We start from the raw sequence: 21437 nt of genomic DNA on the forward strand, positions 1-21437 counted from the left end.
CGAGAGCCTCGCCGGCCCCCGATAGCCGGATCACGGCACCGAGCGCACCAGGTGGTTCGACCCTCATTTCCCTGATTCGAGGAGGAAACCGTCATGCCCACAATTCCCGCGGTACTGGAAGCCGGACACGGCGAGTACTACGTGCGGCTCGCCTGCGCCCACAACCCCGAAGCCCCTGCTTTTCCCGCTCAGGTCGAGGACGAACGCTGGCAAGGGCACGCCCGCCCGTGGTTCCGGCAGGAAGTCGCCGAAGCGGTGATCACGTGGCGCGCCACCCACGCCACGCCGTGCACCGGCTGCGCCCAGGTGACCGTCACGTTCGCCGAGGGCACCATCACCCTGACCGACGGCACCGGGATCAGCGGCCCGGTCGAACCCGATGAGCAGGGCCGCTACGGCATCGGCGCAGGCTGGTGGCATTGGCAGCTGACCACCCCGGCCACCGAGCCCGACACCGACGCCGCCATCCTGGCCGAGGAGACCCGGTTCGCCCCGCAGGACGGCGAGCAGCTCGTCACCATCGACATCGACGGCACCGACCCCGCCTTCCCCGCACTGCTGGCCGACACCACGTGGAACGGATGGGCCTGCTCCTCCTTCCGGAAACCGGTCGCCGAAGCCGTCATCGCATGGCTGAACACCACCGCCCGCAAGTACGCCGACGGCTGCTCCCAGCGGGGCTACTGGCACGGCGACACCGCCGTCTGCCTCGACCCCAACATGGTCGCCGACGACGACTACCTGCCCGACCACTACGAACCCGGCCCCGACGGGCGCTACAGCATCGGCGCCTGGTCCTGGACCTGGCAAACCACTGAACGCTAAACCCACCCCACCCCACCCCAGCCCAGCCAGTAAGGCCTGCTTGCTGCAGGTACGCGGCGCGAGCACCACCCACGACACACCACACCTGACCCCAGCACTCACGCAGAGAGGAATCCACAATGGATACGGTTACGCTCGGTGCCGGTGCGCTGTACTGGCACGCCGACGAACGGCGCACCGACCGCTACGGCACCATCCACCTCAACCAGACCCCTGAGGGCGACACGCCCGACCCGATCGCTTTCGACAACGCACCGATCGGCACTCACGGGCGACTCGTGGCCGTCATCCTGGACACCCGACCGGCATTCCACCTCGGTGACTGGACTCAGGGCCACGGCCCGAGCACCCCCGCGACTGGGGACGAGATCACACTCGGGACCGGGACTCTGTTCGTCGAACCCTCCCGCTACGGCAACACCGAGATCGGCCTACGCCCCGACGACAACCGGGACACCAACTGGCTCACCCCGGCCGCCCTGTATCGCTGCCACGAACAGACCGTCCGCCTCGAACTACGGCCATCCGACAAGCACGCCTGACCACCGAGGCTGGCATCGACACAGCCGACCGGCCACGCCCCACCGGATTCTCCCAGCACCCCACACAGCACGCCGGAGCGCAGCGCACATGCCCAGCAACACCAGGGGCAATCCGGCAAGAAAACCCAAACGCACAAGAGTCCACATAGGACCCCTATCTCGTTGCCGCGCACAATTCAGGGGCCGGGAGAAAACATTCTCCCCTACTGCAGGAGATGGTGATGTCCACGTCGTTCGACTTCTATCACCGGCGGGGCGTGAACGCCCGCTGGCTGGGATCCGCTCGCGTTTATGACCGCTGCGGTTGCCTCACCCAAGCCGACTTCGCCTCCGCCGAGACCATTCAAGAGTTCGAGCAGGAGGTCGGCTGCCTGCTCGAGGACGCCGCCTCCCTCGGTTTCGGCGACGCCCATGACGTCCGCGACGGGTGGCCGTGGCCGTGGCCGACCAGCCACGGCACCAACCTCGTCTACGCCTTCGACGACGGGACGGTGTGGGTCAGCGAACGCGGGAGCCCGTGGCGGCCCGCACAACGCGACCCCGGCACCGGCATTGATGCCGGTGCCGCGCCGACGCACCCGGTCATGCTCGAATACTGCCCGATCACCGGTGCCCGCGCCGAGCAGACCGTGCACCGCCGCTACGGCATCGCCTTCACCGACACCGCACACCTCGACCTGCAGCAGGTAGCCGTACGGTTCCTGTCCGACCGTATCGCCTACCAGTCGCACAGCCAACTACCCGAGGACCTGCACTACGCGGTCGCCACCGACGAGACCACCGCGACCCTGACCATCGAGGTATTCGGCCTCGCCGACACCGACCCTCGCGCCGCCCAGGCCGTCGCTACCCTGCGCGAGATCGCCGACCGCTACGGCTGGACCGACACCGCCGGAGGCCCGCCCCGCTTCACCACCCACGTGATCGTCCTGGACAGCCGCGCGCAGCGTGCGAATGCGCACCTACGCGACACCGTCCGGCGCTCCACCGCTATCGACCATCCCGGGAGCTGACCCCACTGCGCCTGCACAACGCCACCCACGACGCCGTCCAGGACTATTTCCACGCACGACGAGCGCTGATCCGCGCCATCCACCACGACCGTGATCACGGTATGAGCGACGACGACATCGCAGCCGTGGCCGCGCCAGTCTCGCCCCGCGAGCTCATCCTGGCCTATCTCGCCGCTGAACACCTTCGCGACCACGCCCGCTCGGCACTGCACGAGCACGGAATGCGCGGGTACGTCGACACCGGAACCGACGGATCCCTTGAGAAGGGCACCCGGTCGGCTTACCTCACGCTCGCCGTTGACTCTCAGGAGGTCAGCGACGACGACCGGTCAACCCTGCCGTCTCGCGTCATCGACGCCCTGCGGACGGCCGGCATCGATCTTCTCTCACCCGGGGGTGGCTCGATCGACGAGCAGTTCTGGAACGGCGAGGTAATACGGCTCCGACGCCTGTGACACGCCCGCTTTCCACCCCGACGGGGAACGGCTGCATCACCGGCTACACCGAGCGTCACCTGTGAGCCGGCATTGCACGGTCCATAACCAGACTCTCTTCCCTCGCCATCATGGAACCGGTGAAGGACGATCAGATTCAGTGGCAGTGGCAGTGTGGGCACCCATCCATCCTGCTGGTACCGCGATCCCTTCCAAGAATCGGTTACCTGTCATCACCAGATGACACGTCCATAGTGGATTCTGTGAATGTAGTGGCGACCGGGCGTTTGCCTGTATTGAGGTCGCCACGCAGCCCGCTGCCGCCAGTACCTGGTCTCTCTCAGCGCCCCCGATTCAGCCTGAAGCTCGCCAATCGTACATCGCACTCCGACCCGTGGAGCGGTGTTCGACGTGTCCATCTTCTCTCCCCTCATCGGGCGCATCACTTGTTGCGTTCGTAGAGGGTTTCGCGGCGCTGACTGTGGTGTGCTGCCGTTGGCCGGAATCACAGCCCGGTTGGGGCGTTCTACTTGTCCTCGGCGTGCGAATGCGTGCAGACAGCCCCGCCTGACTCGATCGCCGAGCCAGGCGGGGCTGTCGTCACGCCACTTACCGAGGCGGCATTGGGGCTAGCTGGTGGGTTCGTCGGTCTTGGCGATCCGAAACCGCTTTGGGCTGCTCTGGGTCTTGACCGCGTACCCGTCGGCGACCAGCTTTTCCAGCCCGTTGTTCACCGCGCCCGACGACCTGGGCTTCCCAGTGCTCACGGTGAGCGCCTTCGCGATCGCTGCGGGCCCGAACTCCTGATCAGAGTGGTCGATGAGGAAGTCTTCGATCAGCCCACGCAACTCCCCCTTGCCCAGCCGTCCCTTCCCCACACCATCGCCATCCTGCGCGGGCTCAAGCGCGTCGACGTCGGCGTTGCTCGTGAGCTCAAACGTCTCCAGGAGGTCCGTTTCCGTCGTGAAGGTGCCGGAATCCACAATCCCGTTCGCCCCGGCGGTGTCCATGCCCTCCGGTTGCGTGTCAGGTAGCTCGGTGACGGCGGCGGTGGCCTCGGCGGGGATGGTCCATCGGTCAGCAGCACGCCGCCCGTCGGTCACGATGCCGCTGGCGCGGGCGACGCTGCCGTCCCCGGCCCAGACAGTCAGGATCTTGCCCGCTGTGGACCGCCCGACCTTGGCTATCCGAGCGATCTCGGCGGTCGTCGCGCAGGGGTTGGCGTGCAGGGCTGCCCAGACCTTGTGCTCGGCCTCGGTCCGCGCCGGGGTTGCCGTCGGGGTGTCGGGCACGACACGCAAGTGGGTCGGCGCCGTGCGGGTGGTGACTTTGGGCATGACGGATCACTCCTCGAATACTGGTGGTGCCGGGTCATGCCCCCGGGGGGCGTGGAGCCCGCCGGTGCGCTGCCGTTGGTGCGGGCTACACGACCATGAACGCTCGATATGGCCGGGAAGTCAAGCAGATCAGGGCGTTCTCACGGGACATCTCATGCGCGGGTTGGAGCAGCGATCCAGACTCCGTTGACAACCCCGCTGCACGATGCGGCGCAGACGCAGCCGACCAGCGCGGGCGGCGGTCACTGGTACGGATCCGGCAAACTAGACCGCCATCAGCAGGCAACATGTCCGCGGGCGCCTCGTCGTCTCACGAATTTGTCCATAGTGGATGGGTTAGCCCGTGTCGGTCGACTTCGGTAGGCAATGCCCGAGCACCGTTGACGCCGGCACCGGGATGAGCGTCGATGCACATCGACCGATCCCTGACCGCAGCGGGAGGTTCTGCCATGCTGATCCGTGATCACGACCCGGCTCCCACCGACACGGCACGCACGCCGGCACCGTCCACGGCCGCCGGCGCCCGGCCGATTGCGTCACGGGCACACCACTACCCCGCCTGCGGCCGGTTCGCGCACACCGTAGGCCCCTTGCCGTCAATGCGGATGCCCCACAATGCCGGTGGAATCCTGATCAAGTCCGCCGAGGCGGATCCCAGCGGTGGCCTGGCCGCGCTCTCCGGTGTCTGGGACGCCCGCCTGAACCCGTCCACCACTCCAGACGGCGCGCTGGTACTGCAGCTCCTGGCCCCGACCAGCCCTGGGCAGGACGGCCTCGACCGGGTCGACGTGTGGTTGTGGCTGGCCCGTCGAGGCCGTTGGCACCGCCTCGGCCACTGGGCCGCGACCGGCTGGGACTGGCCGCAGCGCATCGCACCGTGGATCCGAGCCGCACTCGGCTAACCACACCCCGGTGGACCCGCTGATCGCTCACCGTCGGCCCGCGTCCCGGTGTGGTGTGTGATCAGACGGCGACGGTAGTCGGCGAGTGCCGCCGCGAGCTGGTCCACCGCCGCTGTCCGCCCGGCACCTGCATGACCAGGCTCACTGTGCCGGGCGAGCACGCGGCTGGCCGCCTGCACCCGCCCTCGCACGTCGTCCAGTTCAGAAGCCATGCCGACGACGCTACGACCAAGCACGGCTCCTCGAGTCGAGTTGCCGAAGGACCACGCCTTCCGGTGACCCCCATAAACGTCCTTCTCCTGTCATTGTCACGAGCGGCCGGAACCCGCTGCTTCAGCGTGGGACTACGGCAGGGAAGGTCAGCCGCACAGCGGCGAAGCTGACTGCCGGTGGTAAAACGCGACGGGATCCATCGGGATGCCGCCACGCTCGATCTGGAAGTGCAGGTGCGGGCCGGTGGATTCGCCGCGGTTGCCGACTTCGGCGATCGGTTGCCCGGCGTGCACGATCGCGCCGCTGCCGACGAGGTTGCGGTGGTTGTGCCCGTAGGTGGTGGTGATGCCGTCGGCGTGTTGGATGCGGATCCACAGGCCGTATCCGCTGGCAGGCCCGGAGTCGAGAACCGTTCCGGCGCTGGCGGCGACAATCGGGGTGCCGATGGGGGCGGCGATGTCCTGGCCGTGGTGAGGTTCTCCGCCTCGGGGGCCGAAGCCGGAAGTGCAGCGGCCTGCCACCGGCACCACCCAGCCGCCCGCGCCAGGGCGTGGTGGTGTGGTTGCGGCGGCTTGGTACTGGTCGGCTTGGGCGAGGACTTTCTTCACATACCAGTCGGCGTGGTTGTAGGTGAAGATCGCGCGGTAGAGGTCCTTGTGTTCGGCGCCGGACATGCAAAGGTAAAACGACGCGGTGTAGATGGCGTCGTGGGCGTTGTAGCGTGACGGTGGGGTGGCTCCGCCGGGCGGGATGTGCTTGCCGTTGTGTGCGGCTTGGTCCAGGACCCAGGTGAAGGTGGATTGAAGGAACTGCATCGGCCCGCCGGTTATCTCTAGGTGCACGCGAGAACGCTTGGTAGCGGGCTTGTCTCGAATTCAGGCACGTGAGCTACGGGGATGGGCTACTCCGCGATGGGGGCCGCGCATCCGCTCGGGCCGGTGCAGGGGCTGGCGAACGGATCAGGGGGACCGAGCGTGGCCCGGGGTGTCACGGTTAGCCACCCTTCACTGAGAATCTTTCCGTACGACCTATGTGAGACATTGCTGGTCTTGGTCGTGGCGCACTGAGTCCCGTGGCAAGGCGTGTCCGTAAGGATTCCCCTATCGAGCCCGCGCTCGGGTGGTCTGCCGTCGAGGCCGGGCAGGAGCTAATCGAGTCGGTGTTGATGCGCTCGAGGGGCATGCCTTGTTGGTGTGTTGGTGGGGGCTGGCGGAAACGGCCACCCGGTCCGCGAGGATGTGAAGGGACCCGTGAGGGAAGCACTAGTCTGGGCACCTCTGAGCAGAGAAGACTGGTGAGTGCTGACGCCACCGGTCCTCGACTGTTGAACGTCGCTGCGCGTCCGAGTGGCAGACGACGATCGAGGCGTCCACGTCGATCACAAGTCGGTTCCGGGGAGGACAGATGGACGGAGAATTGGTCACCCGAGGGTCCGACCTCTGGAGACAGCTCGTCGAGCGAGGAGATCTCCGAGAGGAGGGCCAGGACCGAGAGCTCGTCACGGAGCTGGTGCAGCGGCTAAGGCTACGCACGGACATCCCCATTCGCGAGGCCCTGGTGGACGTCTCAACCGAACGATTGGTCCGCGAGTTCTTCGCCGTCGCAGAGCCGTTCGCCGCCATGTGGGCAGATCTCCTGGCGCTGTTCGAGCGAGCTGCGGCGATCACCGGCGCGGACCAGCTCGACATCAGCTTCGACTTTTCCGGCGAGGACCCGAAGCTGACCTTCGACCTGCAGCACTTCCGGCGCACAGTTGAGATCGTCCGTGAGCTGATGTCGCCATTCGATCTCCGCCGGACGGATGGGGTCGGTCTCTGGAACGTGCTGCACGCGTTCGGACGGTACCACCCCAAGAACAACCGTTCGTCTCGGTGGCCGCAGGTCACCGCCGCCGCGAAGGTACTGCGCGAGGAGCCGTTCCCGCAGGAACTCCCGGAGCGCCCCAGTTCCGACGAGCCTCGGCTGGACGCACTCCTCGAGGAGACCTGGCAGCTCACGACCACGGTGCTGCACGACGCCCGCACGGTCTTCGGCCGACGTGCGGACATCTACGGGGATCGTGACCCGCTGCCTGAGGTGCCGAGCGGGTTTCCCGTGAACGATCTCCGCGTGGTCATCAGCGACAACTGGTTCACCCTCCTGCTGCAGGCGATGGCCCGCACCATGGACACCGACGTCAGACCGGAACTGGCGGATGCCCTCGAGGAGGCGCTGGCGCCGCTGCGCAACGCCGACCCCGATCACCGCAGCGGCCAGCGTCGTCTGGAGGAGCTGCTGTCCCTGCCTCTGTGGAAGCACCGATATGACCTTTACTCCAACTGGGTGGCCACCCGGCTCGTCGCCGCGCTCGAGGACGCGGGACCGGTGATTCACTCGGCCCAGGGCCGGATCGAGTTCCTGTTCAGCGGCACCCACCTGGCCACCTTCGACGAGCTCCGTCCACGCGCTCACCTCTGGTGCGAATACCGGACCCCGCTCGCCAATCCCGTCGGAAAGCGCAAGGAGAACATCCAGCCCGACATCGCGCTGCGGCAGGACCCGATCACGGCGGACCTGGTTCCTCTCGTCGTCGAGTGCAAGCAGTACGCCAAAGCCAACAGCAAGTCCTTCGCCGATGCGTTGACCGACTACGCGCACGGGCATCCCGCGGCGCGCGTCGTCCTCGTGAACTATGGGCCCGGAATGAAGAAGACGATCGTCGACAAGGTGGCCGACGACGTCCAGGATCGAACGGCTTTCATCCCCTTCCTCCGACCGGGGAGCCCCGGCGCGCTGCACCTCTTCCGCAGAGAGGTACGCACTGCTGTCGGGCTACCCACGTTGAAGGATGACCTGGCCGAAACCGAGCGCGATGGCGCGGGCACCGTCACCCTCACATGGAATTCCGCGCCGAACGACCTCGACCTCCATTTGCTGATCGGCAACCCGCCGCGCTGGACCGTCGACTACCAAGACTTCGGCAGCCTGGACGCCGAGCCTTTCGCACAACTGGAGGGCGACATCCAATCGCCGGGCGGTGGCGAGGTGATCCGCATCGGCAAGTGGTTGGCGACCGAGTACCTAGTGGAGGTCGTCAACTACTCCCGCGAGGGCGTGCTGGCCAATGCCGTGCCCACTGTGGAGATCACCGTGGCTGGGCGACTGCACAGGTTCACCTGTCCGCAGGACGTGCCGCCCGACCGATGGCGGGTCTGTCGGATCGACGGCCGCACCGGTGAGGTCACTGGCCCCTGACGTCCAACGGAATGGGGAACGCTCTGGCGCCGGGATGTGCGCACAGGGCGGCCCAGACCTTCTGTTCAGCCTCGGTGCGCGGTGGGAACGTCGCTGCCGCAAAGTCGGGCACAGCACGCAGCGGCGGTGGCGGCGGGCATGACAAGATCACTCCTGAAATAGAGATGGTGTCGGGTCATGCCCCCGGGGGGCGTGTATTCCGCCGGTGCGCTGCCGTTCGATGCGGGCCACACGACCATGAACGCTCGATACAGCCAGAAAGTCAAGCAAACCAACCTACATATCAAATCTGTCTTCTTTGGACAGACTCCTGGACAGGACTCTGCCGTTCCAGAGCCCCGGCTGCATGAGCCCGGGTCCGGCTGCGATTGGCCCACTACGGTCGACTCTTGGAATCCTGGCGCTGCTGCTGTTGCGGCCGGCACGTCAGGGAGGGTCAATGCATTGCGACCAATCCCTGCCCAAGCGGGAGGTTCTGCCATGTTGATGCGCAATCCCGGACCGTCACGCACACAGGGTCCGACCGAGCCCGGACAGGTCACGGCCAGCGATCCCCAGCGTGATCCCCAGACGTACACCAGGCTCGCGTCGATTCGGTACTCCCACACGCTGGGGCCACGACCGTCGATGCGGATGCCCGGAAACTCCGGCGGCATTTTGATCGAAAACGCTGAAGCTGATCCCAGTGGAGCGTTGGCGGCGCTGAGCGGTACCTGGGATGCACGACTGAACCCCTCCCGCACACCAGAGGGTGCGCTGGTACTTCAGCTCCTGCCTCCCGAGAACTCCGGCGACGATCGTCTCGACCGGGCTGACATGTGGTTGTGGCTTGCCCGCCGAGGGCATTGGCACCGCCTCGGACACTGGCTGAGGACCGGTTGGGACTGGCCCCACCGCGCAGCACCCATGATCCGGGCAGCGCTTGCCTGACCCGACACAAGGCGCCCCGCCCGCCTGCCCAGCTACCCGACCGCTTCGCCGAGCACGGATAGCGGGGCAGGCGGGGCGTTGGTCACCGAAACCATCACGCGACTACAGGCGACGGCGCACGACTCAACGGCCCCCAGCACGGACGACGGCGCCACGCGCTTGAGCAGGGAACCTGTTGAGCACACCGCCACCGGGCAGGCACTGGTCGCGATATCAGCACCGACGCCTGTGATGTGTTTACCGAATTCGCGCAGCTTCGATGCCAGCAGCGAGAAGTCGCTGTCCCTGGTCACCAGCACGAACGGCTCGACCGTGGGGTGGGTGATCAGGGTTTCCGTCTCGTCGACGGCCACCCTGATGTCGGCGCCGTTCTTGGGCCGTGGCCGATCTGCACCAGTTCGATGCCATTGCATTTCAGGACCAGTTGAACAGGATCAGGTGCCATAAGGACCGCGGGACAGCGGTGCTCAGGTCACGCAGGCTCAAGCGCTGGGCGGCAACGGGTCGGTTGGTACCTGGGTGTCCCATCGGTTGAGCGCGTCCTGGATTCGTTGCGCTACTTCCTGGTCGAGGCCAGGGCGCCGCACCGTGTAGCGCAGGTACTCCTCGGCGCCTTGCAGCAGTCCTGACCATGGGTGCAGGCACACGAGCGCGACGTGCGTGCCCTGCATGGGAATGTGGTCCCAGGAGTCGTGGTCACGGGTTTCAGGCTGGGTGGTCGAGCGCCGGTGACCGTCCACGAAGGCCCCGTCAGATCTGCGGCACTTCCACTGGTTGTTGCTGACCGCGCACTTGTTGCAGGCGAGGATGCCGATCATCTGCGGGAACCGGCGCTGCCATTCCTCGTCCAGGACATAGGCGTCCGACGCCTGGGAAATCGGCTTGCCGCACAGACAGCAGATAATCCGGAATCGGGGCCGGCGCATCTTTGCCCTCCTTGTCCCGTGCTCGCTCACAGTTGAAGATCGTGGATAGGCGCAGTGGCTGGCCATCGTGAGCGGGGCTCACGCCCCGGTTGGCGTCGCTTGCCCATTGTTCGCCGTCGCGTCGTCTCCTTTCCAGGGGAGGAAGGCGACAAAGCACTACTTGCTCTTTTGGAAGCGAGCACGCCAAGTCGGGCGTTTTCCCGGCGCGGCCCAGCTGGTGAAGACCTGTTGTTTGCAGTAGAGGCCCCCGTCAGCAAGGTAGGCGGGCGCGACGACGAACCACACCGGTTGCTGCGGATCGCAGTTACCCCACGGCTGTTGGTAGGTAGCGTCCAGTGGTTGCCCAGGACAGACATCAAAGTCCCAGGCGTGTTCCCGCGAATTGGCCGCGGAGGCCTGGCGCAGTGCTGTCGCCTGGGCGTGGACGTCATCAACAAGCTCGACGTCGGTGACCTCTGCCAGGTGCAGATCGCGGCACATCGTCTCCAGAGATACCGGAGTTTCCGCGAACAGGGCGTGACAGATCGTGGCGATGCCTTTCGCGACCCAGTGCGTTTGCCGCCGGTCGACCACTGAGCCTGGGAGAAGACGAGCGAGGTGTTGGGCGTCCTGCTCGACGAGTACTTGGAAATCACGGGAGATGTCGCTGTGGCGGGTCGCTTCGATCGGCGTAAGGTCGTGCCTGTCACGAGTTCTCTCGCTGAGGACGTGCTGCAGTCTTTGCTCCAGTTCACGGTAGCGTTGCTGGCTCTCGGCGAGCGCCTTTCGGAGCTCCCGGTTCCTTCTGCGGAGAGCACGAACGTCTTCCGGATCGTCAGAACCGTATTCTTGAGTGTGGTGGCCTTGTGCTGGAAAGTGATCGCTGAACTCGACCTCATCGGCGGCCCAGTCCCTTGGCACTGCGGTGGGTTCGCTGTGAGAGCGGTGGAACTCGAACATCAGATCGCCAGAGCCTTCAACCTCGAGAAGTCCAGCGAACTACTGACTTCCCCGCCTGTCTCGGCAACGTGGGCGCGCAAACTCAGCTCGGTCTCACCAAAGCTCATACTGACCACGATATTGCGCCGGCTCATCGCCAGGTGCATCACGTCGTTGAGGTCGAGCTTGACCGTGCACAAGTACGTGCACCCCGGCTGATCCACGTATCGAGGATCGACGTCGCTGGTCCGGTACAACTCGACATCCATGTCTGTCTGAGTTGCCTCAATCGGAAAGTAGGTCGAGCTGCGCTCGTCGCTCACACCGACGATCTCACCGCTGCGGGCGAATACCGAAAACCGTTCATCGCACAGCATCTCATGACGGGTCTCGACCCGCTTGCTTTCCGGATCGACGCCAGCCTCAAACGGCCTGCATGTCGAAATGCCGTAGGTGTAGCGCACCCTACGTGCTCGGGTATCAGGGCGGTATGCGAAGTGGACGGCCCCGGCCAGGACCGCGACCGCGGGATCCGGTGGAACCAGCACGCGAGCACGCCCTTCTAGGTGGTCGGACAGGCTCTGCTGCAGGTAGGGCGAGGCCGCGAATCCGCCCACGAGCAACACCGACTCCACCCCATCGTTCAACGGGCCACGCTCCTGTTGGATGACATCCAGCTGCTGGTCCACGAGTTCGACGATGTCGGGGATCACCCTGCCGAAGATCACTTTGATCTCGTCGGGTTCTACGATGATCTGGGTCGCGTCGCCGTCCTGACGGCGTTTGAGCGCGCTCTTGACCCGCGACGGAAGGTGCTGTGCGAGCGAGGCCGGCATCTGGATGTAGAGCGGCCGGGCGTGGCCGACGCGAATGTTGAGCTTGTTGCGTTCCCAACTGTCGAGCACGTACTCGATCGCTTCGGGGCACCGCTGCTTCAGGCGCTCGTACGCGCGCGGGCCTCCGAGTCGGTCCTTCAGAACGATGTCCTCGAAGGCGACATTGAGGTACTTCGATCCTCGGCTGTCGCCGGAGACCTTGCCGATCTCGACCATGCCGCCGCCGTGTTCGTCAATCTCGTAAGCGGTGAGGTCGACGGTTCCTCCTCCGCAGTCGGCCACCACGAACCGTGTTCCTGCAGCCGTCAGGTCGGCATCCACGTCGTCCCCGGATGCGAGACGAACCCCGGACACACGGGCGTGCTGTGCGGCGGCTTCAGGTTCCAGAGCCAGGAGCAGCTGACCCTCCGCCCGTGGAAAGCCGGCCTCCAATGCCGCCTGCCGGACGAGGTGCTTCTGGTAATCGTCCCAGATGGCTGGAACCGTGATGCACCAGCGAATCTCGTCTGCGCGGTAGTTGCTCTTGCCGATCTCGCCGACGGCGAGCGCGTAAATCTTCTTCAAATACAGGGCGAGTAGCCGTTCGGCCCCAGCTTCGCGGTCATGCAACGCCATCGACTTATCGCCGCCGAGGTCCTTGGGATCGCGCCCCAGTGCCATCTTGAAGCCGTGTACGGGCCGCAAACCCGCGTCCTGCCCGTTCGAACTTCGGCTGATCGCGAGTTGATGTGCTTCATGCCCCCATGCGACGACCTGATCGTTGGGGTCAAGCAGTAGGTAGGTCAGCGTCTTCGTCGAGGCCACCGGCTGTCCTGGCCACTGGGCGTAGGTGTGGATCCGGCGATGAGAGGGATCATCATGCCGGTCCTCGACCGTGGTCCAGGCGAAGCCACTGGCATGCGTGCCCAGGTCGATGCTCGCAACTACCGGCCACCATTTCCGTCGCGTCATGTCCCTCTTCCCGCTGTCCGCTGTCCGTTTTGGTGAGAACGCCGGCTGTTACCACGCAATCCCCGCCATCCCAAGGAGAAACGCACCTTACTGCCGAGTGCAGGTTGGCTACATCAACCCCACCGTGCGCAGTTGGTGCACCGAATCCGCCTGATCAGCAGCAACGCAGGACACCGAGACGCCGACGAGAGCAATCACCGCCACTCCAGAGAAGCAAGTTCATACTATCGAGTGACATTCCTACTCAAACCCGGAAAACTCGGCATATTTGGCCGTCAGTCGGAGCAAGTGCGAGCCGGGACGCTGTCACTGCAGGCCGCGAGACCTTCTCTGAACCTCAACGAGGGACCGCGGCCGAGTAGATCGGCCGCACCGCAGCGCAACTGACTCCCGGTGACAGAACGCAACGGGGCCCCACCAGGATGCCGCCAAGTTCTAGCTAGAAATGCAGGTACGGGCCGGCGGATTCGCCACGCTTGCCGACTTCGGCGATCGGTTGCCCCGCGCGCACGGTCGCGCCAGCACCGACGCGGTTGCGGTCGTTATGCCCGTAGATAACGGTGGCGCCATCGGCGTGTTGGATGCAGTGGCTACAGGCCATATCCGCTGACGGGCCTGGAGTCGAGACGGTTCCAGCGCTGGCGATGATCGGGGCAGCACTGGGAACGAATTCTTGAAAAAGCAGCAGCCATGACCGCTGCTGGGAGAAGTTGATCGAACCGACCAACCCACACCAGACAGCCTCCGCGTGGACGTGAAGCTAGACGACCGCCGGGACATTCGGCCTGAACCAGGACATCGATGACCTTGTCAGTGCACGAGGATACCGTCTCCGCCAGGACACGCACTGCAGCGACTAACGAAAGGGAGTTGCGTCGATGGCCAGCCGCTACCTGTCTCCTGGCACACGGGCCGCGCTCACCGCGTTCAGCACCCGAACCTGTTACTACCCAGGCTGCAACGCACCACTTCTCGACAAGGTCGACGGAAAGTATCGCATGGCGCTCGAAATCGCACATGTTCGCGCGTTGCACGAGGACGGCGCCCGGTACGACGAGGACATGACCGATGAGCAACGCAACGACTTTCCGAACCTCATCTACCTCTGCACCAAGCACCACCGCGCCGTCGACGCCGACGAGAAGAAATACACCGTCAGCGAACTGAACGAGTGGAAGGAATCCGTCGAATCGGGCCACACCCAATTCACCTCGCACGGTAGGCCCGTAACCGAGGAAATGCTGGAAGCTGCGATCACCGGAGCGCTCCGCGACCGCGACCGCGACATCACAGACACCCTCGATCGCCTCCGTGCCACGGACGCCGAAGCCGCCGCATTGATGCAGGAACTACTGGATGAGCTCCGTGAAGCTCGCCGGGCGGGCTCGGTCGTCGACCCGGACGCTGCCTCGATGCTCCACGAAGCGACACATCACTTGCAGCGCATCCGTCTGATGGACACCGCAGGCACCCTCAGTGAGGCGGCAAGAAACCTTTCAGGTCTAGAAGGTGTCGCGAATGCACTGAGCACGGCGGCAGAACAAATCAACAGTGCCAAGCAATTCATGTAATCTTTAGGCGGCTTCCAGGGCAGGGCGGGGCCTTGTTTTACGACTACACGAACCCGCTCTGCCCGTCAGCTGCAAAGGCGGTCCGACGACTGCTCGTAGAATCTAGCAGGATCGACGGACTGGCCACTGACCTCAACCTGGAAATGCAGGTGCGGCCCTGTGGATTCGCCGCGGTTGCCGACTTCCGCAATCGGCTGCCCTGCCTGAACGTATTGTCCTGTGTGGACATGGTTGCGGTTGTTATGTCCGTAGACGGTGACGACCCCATTCGCATGCTGGATGCGGACCCAGAGCCCGTAGCCGCTGGCGGGGCCGGAGTTGATCACTGTGCCGCTGCTGGCGGCCACGATACGAGCCCCGATGGGAGCGGCTATGTCCTGTCCGCGGTGGAACCGGCCGTCGCGCGGGCCGAAGCCCGAGGTGCATGTGCCTTTGACGGGAACGGTCCAGGCTCCGTTCGTTGAGCCCGAGCAGGCAGCGCCATGGACAGCCCCGGCGAGCTGACGTGCCGCGGGCTCGTGGCGTCCGTAGGCGTGGGGGAATCCGGATCGCTGGACCGATTGCGCGGCGTCGTTGACGCTCATCTGCTCCCAACCTTGCACGGCCAATAGATGTCGGTAGAACTGGGTAGCGCTGTAGGTCGGGTTCCTGATCTGTTCCGCGCTGCCCCAACCTTGTGACGGGCGTTGTTGGAACAGTCCGAGGCTGTCGCGGTCGCCATGGTCGAGGTTGCGCAGCCCGGATTCCTGGATCGCGGTCGCCAGGGCGACAACCCAGCCTTGCTCGGGGACGATCATCTGCTTGCCGACCGCGACGATTGTGGCGGCGTTGCTGTTCTGCTCAGGCCCGTAGCCAGCCGCGCCACCGGGTCCAGATGCTGTCGGGGTGCACGTCAGCGAGCCGCCGTTCCCGACAGCGAACAGTGAGGCGACGGTGCCGACCGCAGCAACCATCAGGACAACGAAGAAGGTGACAGACACGCCTGCAGCGATGCCAATTTTTGTGAGCATGATGAACTCCTGGGTTGCACGAGATCAGGAGACGGGCTGTCCGCCTGGCGGCACTCCGGTCGTCGGTGTTGCCTGCTGGACGGGTGATGGCATGACGGTGGTGGCGCGTCGCGGGGGCTGATCGACCTCTCGGGCTACAAACCGTTTCAGGCAACGGATGGACTCGCGCTTGGTCGTTCTCTGCGAAGTAGCGTTCGGGAAACGCTGCGGTGAGGGGGATTTTGAATCGTAGTACTACGACACCGGCTCACGGTGTCGGTCACGCGCACCGATTCGCCGTAGGTGTGGACCTGCGCAGTGGCGGTGCCGTGCTGAGGAGGTATCAGCGCTCGGCGAACGGGCTTTCGGTGTGGACGGGTGGGGCGGGTTCAGGTTGTTGATCAGGTATCGGTGAGTGCGGCGAGGGTGCGGCGGTGTGCGTCGCCGAGTGCCAGCCAAACCTCGCCGACGGGGCTGTCGTGGGTTGTGTGGTCGGCGCTGGTGGTCGCGATGCCCCACGGCACGCCCACGCCCGACTGCTGACCGGGACTCGGAAGGCCGGTGGTGGTCTCGAGGCGGCGGCGTAGGTTCGCTTCCCGTGTGATGGTCGGGAGGTGGAACAACACCCAGAACCCCCGCCGATGCACGGTGTCGCATGTGGATAGTTGTGGGCCGCCGGCGTGGGCGAGTTCGGTGTAGCCGTGGAGTTTGGCGGTCAGGGTGGTGAGGGCTTCGGTGCCGGTGTCGTATTCCAGGCAGAAGGTGACCGCACCGGTGGGGTGGGTCCAGGTGCCGATGCCGTCGGGGCGGGACAGCGTGCCGCAGGCCCCGGTGGCGGAGCGTTCTCCCAGCCACAGGGCGAGTTCGTGGCCGGGTGTGGTGCGGGCGTGGGCGGCGAGGGCGGTGAAGATGTCGTGGGTGCCGAGGAGATGGTCGAGGTGGGGGTGGGCGGCCAGGCGCAGAATGCGGCTCCGCAGCGCCCCGGGTCGGGGTGGGGTGGTGCCGCGCCTGGCGGCGAGTATCGCGGCGCCCAGCGGGCCGAGAGTGTAGCGCCAGGAGGTGAGGCGGTCATCGAAGCCGGGGCGGCGGAACCGGTCGAGGACGTGCCAGCGGAACAGCGCCAGCAGGCGGCGCTGGGCGCGGTCGGTGTTGGGGAACAGCAGCGCGGTGATGTGCTGGGTGGTCAGGACGTGGTGTTCGGCCAGCAGCTGCAACAGCGTGTGGTCGCGGCGGGTGAGCCGGCCCAGCACCGTGAACGTGTCGGGGGCGGGCGGGCGCCGGTCGTCGGGCATGCGCCGGTGGGGACGGTGGGTGGTCATGACGCGTGCAAGCCCCCTCCTCTACTGCTGATCCTGGGCGGATAGATCGTCGAAGGCGGGGATGCGTGGTGGATCTCCGCACGTGGTACTCGGTGGTGCTGGTCGGGTGTGGCTGGTGAAGCGGCGGCGGGTGGTGATCTCCTCGCGGGCCGCGCGGGGGAGGCCGTGGCGGCGGGCGGCGGCCCGGAGTTGCTGAGCGCGGCCGTCGATGGCTGCCGGTGGTGGGAAGGTGCGCAGGGTGAAGCCGCGGGTGTCGTGGTTGCGGACGGTTAGACGGGCGGCGGCTTGGAACCGTGCGAGGTGGGCCAGGTCGTCGGCGCCGAGGTTTGGTGCGATGTGCGGGGCGAGGTGGCGGGCGTCCTCGGGGGAGAGTCCGAAGAAGAGTTTGTTGCGGGCGTTGGCGTCCAGCGCGGTGCGCAGGGCGGGGGTGAGTTGGTCGAGGTGCTGGTGGGCCAGGACCCAGGCGACGTGGTAGCCGCGTGATTCGGCGAGGGCGTCGTCGAGTGGGGTGGGTAGGTGCAGGAAGTTCTGGGCCTCGTCGATGAGGATCGTGGCATCCGCCCGCTGGATTTCGGGTTGCGCGGAGCGGGTGATCGCGGCCTGCCACAGGGAGGCCACGAGCAGGGAGCCGACGAGGCGGGCGGTGTCTTCGCCGAGTTCGCCTTTGGGCAGGCGGGCGAGCAGGATGCCGCCGTCGAGGACGTCGGCGGGTAGGAAGGAGCTGGTGGCGGTGCCGAAGAGGTCGGCGACGAACCGGCGTGTGGTGACCGCGCGCAGCTTCGACAGCACCGGGCCGACTGTGGCCGCGGCAGCGGTGGGGGTGAGGTTGTCGAAGGCGTTCCAGAACGCACCGACCCCAGCCGGATCCTCCTTGCGGATCGTGGCGGTGACCTGCCGGCGGTAGTGCTGGTTGGTCAGCAGGACGGGGATGTCGGCCAGGGTGGCGTCGGGGTGCGGGATGAGGGTGAGGGCGGCGGCGCGCAGGGTGTCGTCGACCCGCGGTCCCCACCAGGCTGAGTACAGCCGGTGGAGAGTGGACACGAGCTGGTCGGCGACGATTTCCCCGCCGAGGCCGGCGGGGTTGAGGACGTTCAGCGACGCCGGGGCGTCGGTCTCGTCGGGGTCGATGAGCACCAGCCGCTCCCCTGCCTCGGCGGGCATCCGCTCGAGGAGGTCGCGGATCAGGTCGCCGCGGGGTTCGATGACCGCGCAGCCACGTCCGGCGTGGATGTCGGCGAGCGCGAGGTGCAGCAGGGCGGTGGATTTCCCGGTGCCGGTGGCACCGATGACGTGCAGGTGGTGGCGGGCGTCCGGGATCCGCAGCAGCACCTCCAGTTCCGGGCCCGCGTCGGTCGCCCCGAGGACCTTCGCCGCGGCGCGACGGTGGTCTCCTGGCGGGGTCAGCCGCAACCGTCGCGACCTGGGCTCGGCCGCTGTGGCGTCGTTCATCCGCCCTCTCCTCCCCTCTCTTTCCTGGCCGCGGTCTGGGGCGTTGACCTGCGGTGCTCGGGTGTGAGGGGTCGGCCGGTGACCTCGCGGGGTGCGGGCACGCCGCGGGCGTGTCCGGCGGCGAGTGCGCTGGTGCGGGCGGGCAGGTGCGCCAATACCGCCAGCTCGGGGACCGACACCACCGCCCCGCGCCGCAGCCGGCGGCCGGTGATCACGTGCTGGGGGTGGCGGAGGTGGTGCCGGGCCAGGGCGTTGCGGCCGGCCAGGACGGTGAACACGGCGAAGAGGGCATCGGCCAACCCCCGCACCCGACGGTGGGCGGGCGTGCCGGTGGCGGTGGTGGCCGTGGCGTAGCGCAGCGCGACTTCCCACTGGGGATGCGTGGCTTTCTCCCGCACCGCGCGCAGTTCCTCGGCCACCAGCTGGTCCCGCCGGTAACCGGCCGAATGGTGCGGTGTCGTGCCAGGGGCGGGGGTGAGCAGATCCAACACCGCACGCAGCACGCCGGTGAGGACCCGGGGCAGCGGTGAGGCCTGCCGGCCTGCGTGGTGGTGGAGTCGGTGGACGGTGGCGCGGTAGCGGCGCAGACGTCGCCCCACAACGGGGCGGGCCAACACCTGCACTACCGCCGACTCCCCCGCGCACAGAGTGTGGGTGAGGGATTCCAGGGTCCGCAACGGGTCGGTGTCCTCTTTGGCCTCCGGGACGTGCAGCGGCAGGTGCTCGCCGCGTTCTGGGCGCACCAGGCCCCCGGTGACCGTCACCGCACGCGCCCACCCGGGCGGGACGGTGGTGGGGTCGTAGGTGATCAGGGCGCCGGGCCAGGCGGTGCGCACGGCGTTCTCGACGCGGCCCGGGGCGATCGGGCCGGGAATCCAGATCCGGACCGTGAGATCCTCGCCTCCGGCCAGCCAGTACTCCACCGCGAGATGCGGTGTCCCCTGCAGCATGCGGCGGTGGCGGGGCGGGGCTATCCCCATGAGGTCCCGCCACAACCGCCGTCCCCCAGCCAAGGCAGCAGCCGGATCCAGCCCCGTCGGCGGCAGCACCGTGATCACCCTGCCCTGCGCGTGCCAGCGGCGAGCCCGGCGCCGCGCCGCCACGAAAGCCAGGTATCCGGCCAAGCCGATGCCTCCTGCGGCGGCCACCGCCACGACATGATCCGCGAGGAGAACGGCGGCGGCGCGCAGGAACGTGGTGGCCGGGTCGTCGATGTACACAAAGGACTCTTGTGGGATCACGGTTCCAGCTCGCTCTCGGGCGCGGCGTCGAGGTGGGCGAGTTCGGCGGGGTCGGTGGTGATCAGAGCGTGTTCGGTGGGCGAGGCCAGGGCGTGGAAGGCGACCCGATTCGCCCCGGAGACCAGCAGCGCTTCGCCCGGGGCCGCCGACAGCAGATACGCGCGTTCGCCGTGGGAGAGCCGGAAGGCCTCGGCGATGGTGTCGATGGCCTGCGGGCCTTGGCGCAGCAGGACTTGGGTGGTGGCGTTGGAGACGATCGCCCGACCCAGGTCGGTGGAGAGGACGTCGGCGGGGTCTTGGGAAACGAACGCCAGTCCGGCCCAGTATTTGCGGGCGGCTTTGGCCATGCGATACAGGAACTTCGCGCCCTCGGGCTGCTGCATGAGCAGCCACGCCTCATCGACCACCACCAGCCTGCGGCGACGTGTGTGGGGATTGAGGACCCGCCGCCAGACCGCGTCCAGGGCGATGAGGGTGCCGAGGCTTTTCATCTCCTCGGCCAGATCCCGCAGGGAGAGCACGACGAAGTGCCCGTCCGGGGCGTGGGTGGTGGGTCCGTCGAAGAGTTCCTTGTAGGCCCCGGAAGTAAACGGGCCCAGACGCGCGGCCAGGTCGGCGCCGACGAGATCGGTGTCCGCGGCCAGGACCTGGGCGAGGTCGGCGAGCAGCGGCGTGGGGCGTCGCCACGTTCTGGGGTCGGTGGTGATACCGACCGCGGCGTAGGTGGCGGTGACCGCACGGTCCAGGACCGCCCGCTGTGGTGGTGTCAGGGGTTCGCCGAGCATGACCGCCACCAGCGTGTGCACGAACAGGCTCCGACGCGTCAGCGCATCCGGCACCTTTTCGGCGCCAGTGGGGAGGTCGAAGGGGTTGAGTCGCACACCGGGGGCGCCGAGGTGCAGGCAGGTGCCGCCGATCGCCTCGGCGAGGCGTGAGTATTCGTCTTCCGGGTCGATGACGAACACCTGCACCCCCTCGCCGCCAGGGCTGTCGGGGTAGAGGGAGCGGAGTGCTTCGAGTTTGGTGAAGTAGGACTTCCCCGCGCCGGAGCGGGCGAGGGTGACGGAGTTGTAGTTGTCCTGGGCCCACCGATCCCACAGCACCACCCCCGCCGACGAGGCGTTCACCCCATACAACCGCCCCGCAACCGGGGTGTGGGGTGACGGGTCTGCGGTGGGGAGGTCGGGGCTGGTGAACGGGAAACTCGCCGCCAACGCCGGAGTGTCCAGACTCCGGCGCATCCCCAACAGGTCCACGCCGAGGGGGAGGGTGGAGATCCAGCCCTGCAAAGCCCGAAACGACGCCGGCTGCGCCTCCAACAACAACGACGACGCCAAGGCTTTGACCTGGTCGACTTCCGCGTCGAGTTCGTCGCGGCTGCGGGCGTGCACGGTGAGATACAGCCCGACGCGGAACAACTTGGATTCGCCGCGGGCCAACGCAGCGGCCATCTCCGCCGCATCGCCGACTGCCGCCTCCACCTCGGGGTCCGACACGGCTCCTTTGTCGGCTCTGGCGCGGCGGGTGGCCTCCAACCGGCCTTGCTGGGTACGCAGCCGCGACGCCGCACTCGCCGGCGGGACGGGGTCGATGTGCAGCGCGACATCCAGCCGCCCGGGGTAACACAGCAGAGGTTCCAGCCACCCGGCACCGACCTCGGCCGGGTAACCGGTGATCACCAGCGTCGTGGTGTAGCCGTCGCCGACGCGGACATGCCGGGTGGTGACCTCCACCGAATCCGGCCCAGCAACCGCTGTCGGGTCCGTATAGGAGCGAGAGTCGTTGGTGGGCGAGAGTTTTCGCGCAA

18 protein-coding genes and 1 pseudogene are annotated in these 21437 nt (G+C 66.8%); 7 read left to right on the top strand and 12 right to left on the bottom strand.

Annotated elements, in window-relative coordinates; translation table 11 throughout:
* Nucleotides 1-93: 93 nt before the first annotated feature.
* The 4 genes from AC07EQ_RS39085 to AC07EQ_RS39100 all read left to right on the top strand — a co-directional run bounded on the left by AC07EQ_RS39085 (nt 94) and on the right by AC07EQ_RS39100 (nt 2835).
* The gene (locus AC07EQ_RS39085) at nt 94-825 is read left to right on the top strand and encodes a hypothetical protein (RefSeq protein WP_478392855.1); all 732 of its coding nucleotides are present in this window, start codon (nt 94-96) and stop codon (nt 823-825) included.
* 119 nt (nt 826-944) lie between these two features.
* A complete protein-coding gene (locus tag AC07EQ_RS39090; RefSeq protein WP_478392856.1) occupies nt 945-1367 on the top strand; it encodes a hypothetical protein in 423 nt (140 codons plus the stop codon).
* 221 nt (nt 1368-1588) lie between these two features.
* Nucleotides 1589-2380: a hypothetical protein gene (locus AC07EQ_RS39095; RefSeq protein WP_478392857.1), complete on the top strand. Its 792-nt coding sequence runs from the start codon at nt 1589-1591 to the stop codon at nt 2378-2380.
* 101 nt (nt 2381-2481) lie between these two features.
* A complete protein-coding gene (locus tag AC07EQ_RS39100; protein WP_478392858.1) occupies nt 2482-2835 on the top strand; it encodes a hypothetical protein in 354 nt (117 codons plus the stop codon).
* 608 nt (nt 2836-3443) lie between these two features.
* Here the strand turns inward: AC07EQ_RS39100 and AC07EQ_RS39105 are convergent.
* On the bottom strand, nt 3444-4151 hold the full coding sequence (locus AC07EQ_RS39105; protein WP_478392859.1) for a MarR family transcriptional regulator: 708 nt from the start codon (nt 4149-4151) through the stop codon (nt 3444-3446).
* Nucleotides 4152-4756: 605 nt separating this feature from the next.
* On the opposite strand from AC07EQ_RS39105, the gene AC07EQ_RS39110 reads away from it, so the two are divergent.
* Nucleotides 4757-5053 carry a hypothetical protein gene (locus AC07EQ_RS39110; protein ID WP_478392860.1) on the top strand — a complete coding sequence of 99 codons (297 nt, stop codon included), beginning with the start codon at nt 4757-4759 and terminating at the stop codon, nt 5051-5053.
* A gap of 359 nt (nt 5054-5412) precedes the next feature.
* Here AC07EQ_RS39110 and AC07EQ_RS39115 read toward each other — a convergent pair.
* Nucleotides 5413-6090, bottom strand: a pseudogene (locus tag AC07EQ_RS39115) (M23 family metallopeptidase); the annotation flags it as partial.
* Between the two features lie 580 nt (nt 6091-6670).
* Here AC07EQ_RS39115 and AC07EQ_RS39120 point away from each other — a divergent pair.
* On the top strand, nt 6671-8500 hold the full coding sequence (locus AC07EQ_RS39120) for a hypothetical protein (protein WP_478392861.1): 1830 nt from the start codon (nt 6671-6673) through the stop codon (nt 8498-8500).
* 962 nt (nt 8501-9462) lie between these two features.
* Here the strand turns inward: AC07EQ_RS39120 and AC07EQ_RS39125 are convergent.
* From AC07EQ_RS39125 to AC07EQ_RS39145, 5 genes are all read right to left on the bottom strand, one after another.
* Nucleotides 9463-9843: an NYN domain-containing protein gene (locus AC07EQ_RS39125; RefSeq protein WP_478392862.1), complete on the bottom strand. Its 381-nt coding sequence runs from the start codon at nt 9841-9843 to the stop codon at nt 9463-9465.
* 69 nt (nt 9844-9912) lie between these two features.
* Nucleotides 9913-10356 (bottom strand): hypothetical protein, encoded by a 444-nt coding sequence (locus tag AC07EQ_RS39130; RefSeq protein WP_478392863.1) that lies wholly within the window; start codon nt 10354-10356, stop codon nt 9913-9915.
* Between the two features lie 156 nt (nt 10357-10512).
* The gene (locus tag AC07EQ_RS39135; protein ID WP_478392864.1) at nt 10513-11295 is read right to left on the bottom strand and encodes a hypothetical protein; all 783 of its coding nucleotides are present in this window, start codon (nt 11293-11295) and stop codon (nt 10513-10515) included.
* Nucleotides 11295-13061: an Hsp70 family protein gene (locus AC07EQ_RS39140; protein ID WP_478392865.1), complete on the bottom strand. Its 1767-nt coding sequence runs from the start codon at nt 13059-13061 to the stop codon at nt 11295-11297. Before AC07EQ_RS39140 ends, AC07EQ_RS39135 begins: the two co-directional genes overlap by 1 nt.
* A gap of 439 nt (nt 13062-13500) precedes the next feature.
* Nucleotides 13501-13788 (bottom strand): M23 family metallopeptidase, encoded by a 288-nt coding sequence (locus AC07EQ_RS39145; protein ID WP_478392866.1) that lies wholly within the window; start codon nt 13786-13788, stop codon nt 13501-13503.
* Between the two features lie 151 nt (nt 13789-13939).
* On the opposite strand from AC07EQ_RS39145, the gene AC07EQ_RS39150 reads away from it, so the two are divergent.
* A complete protein-coding gene (locus AC07EQ_RS39150) occupies nt 13940-14632 on the top strand; it encodes a hypothetical protein (RefSeq protein ID WP_478392867.1) in 693 nt (230 codons plus the stop codon).
* Nucleotides 14633-14697: 65 nt separating this feature from the next.
* Here AC07EQ_RS39150 and AC07EQ_RS39155 read toward each other — a convergent pair whose 3' ends face one another.
* The 5 genes from AC07EQ_RS39155 to AC07EQ_RS39175 form a co-directional block, all read right to left on the bottom strand.
* The gene (locus AC07EQ_RS39155) at nt 14698-15642 is read right to left on the bottom strand and encodes a M23 family metallopeptidase (RefSeq protein WP_478392868.1); all 945 of its coding nucleotides are present in this window, start codon (nt 15640-15642) and stop codon (nt 14698-14700) included.
* 380 nt (nt 15643-16022) lie between these two features.
* Nucleotides 16023-16940, bottom strand: a complete 918-nt coding sequence (locus tag AC07EQ_RS39160; protein ID WP_478392869.1) for a replication-relaxation family protein — start codon at nt 16938-16940, stop codon at nt 16023-16025.
* A 21-nt stretch (nt 16941-16961) separates the two neighbouring features.
* Entirely contained in the window at nt 16962-18389 is a 1428-nt protein-coding gene (locus tag AC07EQ_RS39165; protein WP_478392870.1) for a type IV secretory system conjugative DNA transfer family protein, read from the bottom strand.
* Nucleotides 18386-19630: a DUF8128 domain-containing protein gene (locus tag AC07EQ_RS39170; protein ID WP_478392871.1), complete on the bottom strand. Its 1245-nt coding sequence runs from the start codon at nt 19628-19630 to the stop codon at nt 18386-18388. The genes AC07EQ_RS39165 and AC07EQ_RS39170 overlap by 4 nt, the downstream gene beginning before the upstream one ends.
* A complete protein-coding gene (locus tag AC07EQ_RS39175) occupies nt 19627-20151 on the bottom strand; it encodes a TraG/VirB4 family ATPase (protein ID WP_478392882.1) in 525 nt (174 codons plus the stop codon). Before AC07EQ_RS39175 ends, AC07EQ_RS39170 begins: the two co-directional genes overlap by 4 nt.
* Nucleotides 20152-21437 lie beyond the last annotated feature (1286 nt).

Source organism: Saccharopolyspora sp. NPDC045839, from assembly GCF_056431645.1.